The sequence below is a fragment of the Mesorhizobium sp. M7D.F.Ca.US.004.03.1.1 genome, from assembly GCF_003998635.1.
GTDB classification, from domain to species: domain Bacteria; phylum Pseudomonadota; class Alphaproteobacteria; order Rhizobiales; family Rhizobiaceae; genus Mesorhizobium; species Mesorhizobium loti.
In genome coordinates this window covers 1-1712 of sequence record NZ_RZQG01001125.1, presented here as the reverse complement: position 1 = coordinate 1712, position 1712 = coordinate 1, and the positions used below count along the sequence as shown (strand labels likewise).

The 1712-nt window shown below is 62.3% G+C and carries 1 protein-coding gene; it reads left to right on the top strand.

Annotated features, from left to right (window positions below; translation table 11 throughout):
• Positions 1-322 precede the first annotated feature (322 nt).
• The coding region (locus tag EN935_RS34635) for a sodium/proton-translocating pyrophosphatase (protein ID WP_206534647.1) at positions 323-1712 on the top strand (1390 nt) is incomplete at its 3' end.

Sequence of the window (1712 nt, the reverse complement as noted above, 5' to 3'; positions counted from 1 at the left end):
GTGCGGGCATCGGCTGATTGGTCGTGTTGCACCTGTTCTGACCTGACCAACGGACGAGCAGCTGGCTGGACTCAACGACTGAGCTTTCAGGGCCGCCACAAGCCCTTCAGTGCCGGGCATGGCCCGATCTGAATAAATTCAATCGGTTTGCAAGAAGGCATTGCGGCGAAAGCCGGGCAAAAACCGAACAATATCTTGACGTTCCGAGCCCCGTTTCGCATACACCGCTGCGAAGGGTTGGATTCCGTCTGAGGAATACGGTCTCTGTCTCAACGGCCCAGGGAGGGGTTCTTTTGGGCCATCAATAGAGGAAAATCCGGCAATGACAATTATTTCCGCCGTCATCGCCTGCGGCCTGCTTTCAATCCTTTACGCCATCTGGGCGACACGTTCGGTCCTTGCGGCCGATCAGGGCAATGCACGCATGCAGGAAATCTCCGCGGCTATCCGCGAGGGCGCACAAGCCTATTTGGCGCGTCAGTACACCACCATCGCTATCGTTGGCGTCGTCGTCCTTGTGCTCGCCTGGTGGTTGCTGTCCATCACCGCCGCGATCGGCTTCCTGATCGGTGCGGTGCTTTCGGGCGCCGCCGGCTTCATCGGCATGCATGTCTCCGTTCGCGCCAACGTTCGCACGGCGCAGGCCGCATCAAACAGCCTCGCTGCCGGCCTCGACATAGCGTTCAAATCGGGCGCCATCACCGGCATGCTGGTTGCTGGCCTGGCCTTGCTCGGCGTATCGATCTACTACCTTGTCCTGACCCACTTCATGGGCCTTCAGCCCAATGACCGCATCGTCATCGACTCGCTGGTCTCGCTCGGCTTCGGCGCATCGCTGATCTCGATCTTCGCCCGTCTCGGCGGCGGTATCTTCACCAAGGGGGCGGATGTCGGCGGCGATCTCGTCGGCAAGGTCGAAGCCGGTATTCCCGAAGACGATCCGCGCAATCCGGCCACCATCGCCGACAATGTCGGCGACAATGTCGGCGACTGCGCCGGCATGGCCGCCGACCTGTTCGAGACCTATGCGGTGACCGTCGTCGCCACCATGGTTCTGGCTGCCATCTTCTTTGGCGGCACCCCTGTCCTGGGTGCGGCCATGCTTTATCCGCTCGCCATCTGCGGCGCTTGCATCCTGACCTCGATCGTCGGCACCTTCTTCGTCAAGCTCGGTTCCAACGGCTCGATCATGGGCGCACTCTACAAGGGCCTGATCGTCACCGGCCTGCTATCCATCGTCGGTCTTGGCGTCGCCACCTCGGTCACCCTGGGCTGGGGCGAGATCGGCACCGTTGCCGGCATGGCCATCACCGGCAAGAACCTGTTCATCTGCGGCCTCGTCGGCCTCGTGGTGACCGGTCTCATCGTCGTGATCACCGAATACTATACCGGCACCAACAAGCGCCCGGTCAACTCCATCGCCCAGGCGTCGGTCACCGGTCACGGCACCAACGTCATCCAGGGCCTTGCGGTCTCGCTGGAATCGACGGCGCTGCCGGCGATCGTCATCGTCGGCGGCATCATCTCGACTTATCAGCTCGCCGGTCTCTTCGGTACGGCGATCGCGGTCACCACGATGCTCGGCCTTGCCGGCATGATCGTTGCTCTCGACGCCTTCGGCCCGGTCACCGACAATGCCGGCGGCATTGCTGAAATGGCCGGCCTGCCCAAGGAAGTGCGCCAGTCCACCGACGCGCTCGACGCCGTCGGCA